Origin of the sequence: Aphanothece microscopica RSMan92, assembly GCF_046613545.2 — a bacterium.
Classification (GTDB): Bacteria; Cyanobacteriota; Cyanobacteriia; order PCC-6307; family Cyanobiaceae; genus NIES-981.
On the sequence record NZ_JBKKKY020000099.1, the window covers coordinates 1 to 6,824 of the forward strand.

The 6,824-nt window shown below is 69.8% G+C and carries 8 protein-coding genes; 6 read left to right on the forward strand and 2 right to left on the reverse strand.

Features of this window, described 5'->3' with window-relative positions:
* The 3 genes from ACLD7X_RS15600 to dacB form a co-directional block, all read left to right on the forward strand.
* On the forward strand, positions 1-523 hold a 523-nt coding region (locus ACLD7X_RS15600), incomplete at its 5' end, for a DUF1995 family protein (protein ID WP_411424596.1).
* Positions 524-582: 59 nt separating this feature from the next.
* The gene (locus ACLD7X_RS15605) at positions 583-1,113 is read left to right on the forward strand and encodes a DUF4330 domain-containing protein (protein WP_411424597.1); all 531 of its coding nucleotides are present in this window, start codon (positions 583-585) and stop codon (positions 1,111-1,113) included.
* A gap of 4 nt (positions 1,114-1,117) precedes the next feature.
* Positions 1,118-2,416 carry a D-alanyl-D-alanine carboxypeptidase/D-alanyl-D-alanine endopeptidase gene (gene dacB, locus ACLD7X_RS15610; RefSeq protein WP_411424598.1) on the forward strand — a complete coding sequence of 433 codons (1,299 nt, stop codon included), beginning with the start codon at positions 1,118-1,120 and terminating at the stop codon, positions 2,414-2,416.
* Between the two features lie 57 nt (positions 2,417-2,473).
* On the opposite strand, the gene ACLD7X_RS15615 is transcribed toward dacB, so the two are convergent.
* Both ACLD7X_RS15615 and coaD read right to left on the reverse strand, forming a co-directional pair.
* Positions 2,474-3,358, reverse strand: a complete 885-nt coding sequence (locus tag ACLD7X_RS15615; protein ID WP_411424599.1) for a coiled-coil domain-containing protein — start codon at positions 3,356-3,358, stop codon at positions 2,474-2,476.
* A complete protein-coding gene (gene coaD / locus ACLD7X_RS15620; RefSeq protein ID WP_411424600.1) occupies positions 3,351-3,854 on the reverse strand; it encodes a pantetheine-phosphate adenylyltransferase in 504 nt (167 codons plus the stop codon). Before coaD ends, ACLD7X_RS15615 begins: the two co-directional genes overlap by 8 nt.
* A gap of 78 nt (positions 3,855-3,932) precedes the next feature.
* On the opposite strand from coaD, the gene ACLD7X_RS15625 reads away from it, so the two are divergent.
* The 3 genes from ACLD7X_RS15625 to ACLD7X_RS15635 are packed head-to-tail and all read left to right on the forward strand — an operon-like array spanning position 3,933 to position 6,776.
* Complete coding sequence (locus tag ACLD7X_RS15625; protein WP_411424601.1) at positions 3,933-4,427, forward strand: flavin reductase family protein; 495 nt, start codon at positions 3,933-3,935, stop codon at positions 4,425-4,427.
* 37 nt (positions 4,428-4,464) lie between these two features.
* Positions 4,465-6,471: an excinuclease ABC subunit UvrC gene (gene uvrC, locus ACLD7X_RS15630; protein WP_411424602.1), complete on the forward strand. Its 2,007-nt coding sequence runs from the start codon at positions 4,465-4,467 to the stop codon at positions 6,469-6,471.
* 5 nt (positions 6,472-6,476) lie between these two features.
* Complete coding sequence (locus tag ACLD7X_RS15635; RefSeq protein ID WP_411424603.1) at positions 6,477-6,776, forward strand: hypothetical protein; 300 nt, start codon at positions 6,477-6,479, stop codon at positions 6,774-6,776.
* Positions 6,777-6,824 lie beyond the last annotated feature (48 nt).

The window sequence follows — 6,824 nt, forward strand, 5'->3', positions numbered from 1 at the left end:
CCTGCGCATGCTGTTTGCCGATGCGGGTGCCACGGCCCTGGCCAAGCGGGACGGACCCGACTTCGCCCCCCAGCTGGCCAGCCTGCGCGACCAGATGCGGCTGCAGCAGGCTGACGGAGGCAGCGAGGGGGTCCTGGTGCTCGTGGCCCCCGCCCCCGCCGATTACGACGACGTGGAGCAGGTCTGCGCCCTGCATCGCGGTGCCGTGGTGATGCTCAACGGCAGCCTCGAGGATGCGGCGGTGGGCATCGGCAGTGTGGCCCGCGAGCGCCGCCGCGGCTTCCTGTCCGGCTGGCAGAGCGCCTATGCCGTGATGCCCTTGGCCGAAGGCGCCCTGCGGCGCGCCTTTCCGGGACCCTGGCAGTTGTACCGGCGCGATGCCGATGGCCATCGGCTGGTGGGCACGTTCGAGCAGAAGCCCGACGGGGAGCAGCGTGCCGTGGCCCTGGCCGGCGAGGCTGGCGGCGGGATGGCCGGCAACCTCCAGGCCCTCGACAGCTTCCTGGAGGGCCTGCGCCACTGAGGTGGTCTGGGCAAGCCTGGGCACTCTCCGTAAAGTGCGCCCGACGCCGCTTGCTCCGAATGGCTCCCGAGACTCCTGCCGCCCAAGCACGCCGCTGGAGCCTGGTGGACCTCGGCGCCGCTGCCGCCGTGCTGCTTGCGGCGGCCGGCGTGATCTGGAGCCCCAAGCTCTCGGGGGCTGTCGCCCAGGCCACGGGTGGCCTGGTGCCGGTGACCGTGCTCGTGGATGTGCGCGGTGTGCCGGTGGCCGATCCTGAGGCTCTCGTCGCCGCTGCCCGCCAGGAGGGCAAGGTGGCGATCGTGATCCGCAACCAGCCCCATGGCACGGTCTCGATCCGGGAGATCCGCCCCCTGCAGCGGCGCCTGGTGGCCGTGCAGCCCGATGGCTCGGTGGTGACCGCCGTGGATCCCAGCGGCAAGGACTTCAGCAACCTCGATGCCCGCTTCGTGCTCGAGGCCCAGGGGCTCAAGGGCAGTGGCGGAGTGGTGTTCGGCAGCCAGAGCGTCAAGGTCGGGAGCCCGATCGAGATCGAGGGCGAGGGCTACCGGGTCACCGGCAACGTCACCGGCATCGCGGTTCAGGGAGGTTGATCTGATGCGCGGTGTTCCCCATCCCCTGCTGCTCGCGGCCACGCTGCTGCCGCTGAACCTCACGCTGCTGCCGGCCCAGGCCCAGCAGCGTCCAGCCATCACCAGCCTGGAGCTGGAGGCGGCACCCCTGGCCGTGCCTCCCCCGAGCCCGCCGCCGATCGGTTTCCCCCAGCTGCAGAGCCAGGTGAGCTGTCCGGCTCTCCAGCAGCGCCTGCAGGCCGTGCTGGGCGGGGAGACGGCCGTCTGGAGCGTCAGCATCGCCGATTCCCGCGGGCGCCTGCTGGCCGATGTCAACGGCACACGGCCACGGGTGCCGGCCTCCAACCAGAAACTGGTCAGCACCGCCTACGCCCTCGACCGTCTGGGCCCCGACTACCGCCTGGCCACCCGGCTCTGGCGGCTGCCGGACGGCAGTCTCCGCCTCACCGGAGAAGGTGACCCGGATCTGGCCCTGCCCCAGCTGCAGCGCCTCGCCAAGCTCGCCCTCGGCTCCGGTGGTTCCACCGGGAGCACGCCCTCCCTGGTGACCCTCGAGCTGGCGGAGGAGCCGAAGCAGGCCTGGTGGCCCCAGGGTTGGCATCCGGATGACCGCTATTACGCCTATGGCGCGCCGATCACCCGTCTGGCGGTGACCAGCAACGCGATCAACGACGCGGTGATGAACCCTCCGTCGAGGCTTCAGGCGCTGATTCAGAAGTCCGTGGATCAGCAGGGCGGGAAGGTGCAGGTGCGCATGGTGTCGGCGACCACGGCCCTCCCCCCCGAGGCGGTGCTGCTCCACCAGGAGTCCTCCGCACCGATGCACAGCCTGCTCAGTCTGGCCAACACCGAGAGTCACAACTTCACCGCTGAGGTGCTGCTGCGCCAGGCAGCCGGCACCTGGAACCTCGCTCAGGCCCAGCAGCGCGAGACCCTGTGGCTCGGCCAGCAGGGGTTGCCCATGCAGGGGGTCAGGGTGGCGGACGGCAGCGGCCTGGACCGGGCCAATCGCCTCACCAGCCGCTTCCTGGCGGCACTCCTTCTGCGGATGGACCAGCACCCCTACGGACGCAACTACCTCGCCTCGATGGCGGTGGCCGGCCAGCGTGGCACCCTGCGGCGCCTCTACGTGGGTACGCCCCTGCAGGGCCAGTTCTACGGCAAGACCGGCACGCTCACCGGGGTTCGCTCGATCAGCGGGGTGCTCCTCACCTCCGCTGGACCGCGCTATGTGAGCGCGATCAGCAATGGGGCCTCCCAGCCCAACACCACGATCGGCCAGGTGTTGCGTCAGGCTCAGCAGACCCAGTTGTGTCCGGGGTGATCCCGGTTGTGTTCGGGATGATCGGGGCGCTTCCAACCATCCGCTGAGGAGCGGGGCTCAGCCCGCCAGCCTCCTCAGGGCAGATGGGGTGCGGCGGCGGCGGCTGGGGGCTGCGGGCTGCTCGTCCATGGCAGAGACGTCCGGCTGCTCCGGCACCTGCAGGCGAACCAGCTCGCGGCGACCCGCCACCACCACCTGGCCCAGCTCCTTGAGGCGAGTCTCCAGTTCGCCCAGCACCTGCTCCGCGTAGCGGTTGGCGCCCTCGCTGATCGTGGCCGCTTCCTGGCGGCTGCGGCCCACCAGGGCGTCGCACTGCTGCTGGGTCTGCTGGCGAAACTGCAGGGCGTCGTTGTGGAGCCGCTCGGCTTCGGCCTGGCTCTCCCGCTGCACACGCAGGCCCTCCTGGCGGATCTGCTCCAGTTCGGCCATGGCCTGCTGGCGGTTGCGTTCGTGCTGCTCCAGCAGGCCTCGGTTCCGCTCGGCGACCTCCTGCTCCAGCTGCTGGCGGCGGGCGGCGAACTGCTGCTCCAGCTGGGCCATGCGGGACTGCTGTTCCTGTTCTTCGGCGGCGGCCTGCTGGCGGCCCTGCTGCAGCATCTGGTCACAGTGCTGACGGGTCTGTTCGCGCAGTTCGGCCACCTGCCGCTCGGCCTCCTGCCGCACGGAGGCGTTGCTGATCAGCTGTTCCCGCTCCCGCTTGGCCACCGCCACGATCTCCTCGGCCTGCTTGCGCGCCTGGGCGATGAACTCATCGCGCTGCCGCAGCAGCTCCACCGCCTGGCTCAGCTGGGGAGGGATCGACTCCCGCACGGCGTCGATCAGTTCGATGGCGTCCTGCTCGTTGACCAGCCTTCCGCCACTGAAGGGGATGCGGGTTCCGTCGAGGAGAAGATCCTCGATCTGATCGAGCTGATCAATCACCGTGATATTGGTTTCAGCCATCGCTGCCGCCTCTGCTTGCGTCCTGATTAAAAAGCCTCGCCAGGTCCTGCGCCACTCCGGCCGGCACCATGTGACCCACATCACCCCCGAAGCGGGCGACCTCCTTCACCACCGAGCTGCTGAGAAAGCTGTGATGCACGGCGGTGGCCAGAAACAGCGTCTCCACCCGGGGGTCAAGGCTCTGGTTGGTGTGGGCGATCTGCAGCTCGAACTCGAAGTCGCTCAGCGCCCGCAGGCCCCGCAGGATCACCTGGGCCCCGCAGCGGCGCGCGTACTCCACGGTGAGGCCATCGAAGCTGCCCACCTCCACCCCGCCCAGATGCCCGGTGGCTCCGCGGATCTGGGCCAGCCGCTGCTCGAGTGGGAATGCTGGCCGCTTGCCGGGGTTCTGCAACACGGCCACCACCACCGCATCGAAAAGGCGGGTTGCCCGTGCGATCAGATCCAGGTGCCCCAGGGTGAGCGGGTCGAAGCTGCCGGGGTAGAGCGCGCGCATCGGGCCACCTTATGGGCGGCATGGCCGCGTTTCTAGAGTCGGTTCCGTTCCCGCCGCCCTTCGGGGCCCCTGCCCGCCATGGCCTCCAACCCCTCCCTCAACGCCGACGCCAAGAAGACCCTGCTGCGCAAGATCCCTCACGGCGTCTTCATCTGCGGCGTGGCCGAGGGCGAGGAGGTCAATGGCTTCACGGCCAGTTGGGTGACCCAGGGCTCCTTCGAGCCGCCCCTGGTGGTGATGGCCGTGCGGGCCGACAGCACGAGCAACGGCATGATCCAGCGCACCGGCAGGTTCTCGCTCAATGTGCTCGCGGCCGATCAGAAGGACCTCGCCGCGGTGTTCTTCAAGCCCCAGAAGGGCATCGGCGGTCGTTTCGACGCCGCACCCTTCCAGCTGGGGGAGCTGGGTCTGCCGATCCTCGACAACGCCCTGGGCGCGGTGGAGTGTGAGCTGGTGGGTCATGTGGCCCACGGGGATCACACCGTGTTCGTGGGCGAGGTGAAGACGGCCACCCTGCACCGCGACGGGGCAGCCCTGGAGCTCGGCAGCACCGGCTGGCAGTACGGCGGCTGAGCGGCTCGTCCTCCTTCCGAAGGGCCCCGCTCCCACCTTGGCCGCCACCCCCCTGATTCAGCACCCGGAGCGGCTGCAGGCCCGTCTCCGGGAGGTGCCGGCCGAGCCGGGCTGCTATCTGCTGCGCGATGCGGATGACCGCATCCTTTACATCGGCAAGGCCAAGGTGCTGCGCAACCGCGTGCGCAGTTACTTCCAGAGCGGCAGCGGCCACGGCCACAGCCCCCGCATCACCCTGATGGTGCGCCAGGTGTGTGAGCTGGAGTTCATCGTCACCGACAGCGAAGCCGAAGCGCTGGCCCTTGAGTCGAACCTGATCAAGCACCACCAGCCGCACTTCAACGTGCTGCTGAAGGACGACAAGAAATACCCCTATCTCTGCATCACCTGGAGCGAGGCCTACCCCCGCATCTTCATCACCCGGCGGCGGCGCTTCCGTTCCCCCCTCGACCGTTTCTACGGGCCCTACGTGGACGTGGGGCTGCTGCGGCGCACCCTCGCGCTGGTGAAGCGGGTCTTTCCACTGCGCCAGCGGCCCCAGCCCCTCTACCGCGACCGCACCTGCCTCAACTACGACATCGGCCGCTGTCCCGGGGTGTGCCAGCAGAAGATCAGCTCAGAGGACTACCACCGCACCCTGCGCCAGGTCGCGATGGTGTTCCAGGGCCGCAACGAAGAGCTGCTGGCCCTCCTCCACGACCAGATGGAGCGCTACGCCGAACGGCTCGACTTCGAGAGTGCAGCCCGGGTGCGGGATCAGCTGCAGGGCATCGGCACCCTCACCGCCGACCAGAAGATGAGCATCGGTGACAGCTCGGTGAGCCGCGACGTGATCGCCCTGGCGGCCGATGAGCGGGTGGCCGCCGTGCAGCTGTTCCAGATGCGGGCCGGCAAGCTGGTGGGCCGCCTCGGTTACATGGCCGAGGTCCCCGCCCAGCCGCCGGGCGCCCCGGATTTCGGCCGCATCCTGCAGCGGGTGGTGGAGGAGCACTACAGCCAGGTGGAGCCGGCTGAAATCCCTCCCGAGCTGCTGCTTCAGCATCCCCTGCCCCAGCAGGAGCTGATCGAGGCCTGGCTGGGGGAACAGCGGGGTCGCCGGGTGCGCCTGGCAGTGCCCCAGCGGCAGCAGAAGGCCGAGCTGATCGAGCTGGTCGTGCGCAATGCCGGCTACGAACTGCAGCGGGCCCAGCGGGCCAGTGAGCAGAATCTGCTGGCCACCGAGGACCTGGCCCAGCTGCTCGAGCTGCCGGTCCCGCCCCGCCGGATCGAGGGGTACGACATCAGCCACATCCAGGGCAGCGATGCGGTGGCCTCCCAGGTGGTGTTCATCGATGGCCTCCCCGCCAAGCAGCACTACCGCAAGTACCGGATCCAGAGCAGCTCGATCCGTGCCGGCCACTCGGACGACTTCATGGCCATGGCCGAGATCATGCGCCGGCGCTTTCGCCGCTGGGCCCAGGCCAAAAGCCGGGGCGAGGACCTGCGTGAGCTGCGGCGCAGCGCCGCCACGGCCCTCCACACCGATGGGCTCAACGACTGGCCCGATCTGGTGATGATCGATGGCGGCAAGGGCCAGCTGTCGGCCGTGATGGAGGCCCTGCGGGAGCTGAACCTGGACGATGAGCTGGTGGTCTGTTCCCTCGCCAAGCAGCGGGAGGAGGTGTTCCTCCCCGGCGCCAGCCAACCCCTCGAAAGCGAGTCGGAGCAGCTCGGCGTGCAGTTGCTCCGGCGCCTGCGGGATGAGGCCCATCGCTTCGCCGTGAGCTTCCATCGCCAGCAGCGGGGAGAGCGCATGAAGCGCTCCCGCCTCTCCGACATCCCGGGGCTCGGGCCCAAGCGGGTCCGCGACCTCCTCGCCCACTTCCGCTCCATCGATGCGATCCAGCTCGCCACTCCCGAGCAGATCGCCGTGGCCCCCGGCATGGGGCCGACCCTGGCCCGCCAGATCTTCGACCACTTCCATCCCGCGGATGACCATCCGCTGGACCCCCAGGTGGACGAGCCCCCCGGGGAGAATGGCGCTCCCCTGGAGCTGGCGGGTTGAGGCGTGTGAAGCGGTGGCTGAGCCTCGGGGCCCTGCTGGTCCTGCTGCTGGCCGCGGGTCTGGGCGTACCCGCCCCTCTGCTGGCGGCGCCCGGGCTGTGCGTCGGTCCGGTCTGTGGCGACGAGATCACCCGCAGCGCCAAGCACCACTGGCAGCTGCGCCTGCGGGTGAATGACCAGCAGGGCCGGCACGAGCGCCTCGTGGTCGACTGCCGCAGCGGCCAGCTCAGCCCGGCCAGCGGCTCGGTCGAGCGGGGCTATGCCGCCGCGGTGGCCCGCCGCGCCTGCCGTCTGGCCTCCCGATGATCGGCATCTGGGTTCTGGGGGACCAGCTCCACCCCGCCCAGAGCGCCC

Excerpts from the sequence above, each read along its gene's own strand:
- coaD (WP_411424600.1), bottom strand. The coding sequence starts at position 3,854 with ATGCGCGCGCTCTACCCCGGCAGCTTCGACCCGCTCACCCTGGGGCAC.
- ACLD7X_RS15625 (WP_411424601.1), top strand. The coding sequence starts at position 3,933 with ATGGCCTCCAACCCCTCCCTCAACGCCGACGCCAAGAAGACCCTGCTG.
- dacB (WP_411424598.1), top strand. The coding sequence starts at position 1,118 with ATGCGCGGTGTTCCCCATCCCCTGCTGCTCGCGGCCACGCTGCTGCCG.
- ACLD7X_RS15615 (WP_411424599.1), bottom strand. The coding sequence starts at position 3,358 with ATGGCTGAAACCAATATCACGGTGATTGATCAGCTCGATCAGATCGAG.
- ACLD7X_RS15605 (WP_411424597.1), top strand. The coding sequence starts at position 583 with ATGGCTCCCGAGACTCCTGCCGCCCAAGCACGCCGCTGGAGCCTGGTG.